This window comes from Enterobacter sp. UNJFSC 003 (assembly GCF_036903355.1).
Classification (GTDB): Bacteria; Pseudomonadota; Gammaproteobacteria; order Enterobacterales; family Enterobacteriaceae; genus Enterobacter.
Window position 1 is genome coordinate 1 of sequence record NZ_JBAKHK010000292.1, and the last position, 246, is coordinate 246.

The window sequence follows — 246 nt, forward strand, 5'->3', positions numbered from 1 at the left end:
GTTGTCTGCTTCACCAACGAATCAAGTCCCAATGGTGTCAGCACGGATAAGTTACTTTCCACCACATTTCCACCCTGCAACGGCACCAAATGGGTGAAACTTTTACGCCAAAAAGCAGACTGCCGATGATGATAATCCTGGGAAATTTTCACACGGGCATTTAATAAGCGAACCAGTATAGCAACCATCCATTGATCGGTAAGATTGACGATAAGGTCATACTTATTGGCACGTAATACCTTGATG

At 43.9% G+C, this 246-nt stretch carries 1 protein-coding gene; it reads right to left on the bottom strand.

The window, feature by feature from the left end; all coding sequences use genetic code 11:
* Positions 1 to 246 (bottom strand): glycosyltransferase family 9 protein (locus V5P19_RS24220; RefSeq protein WP_334408078.1); only part of this gene is annotated, 246 nt, incomplete at both ends.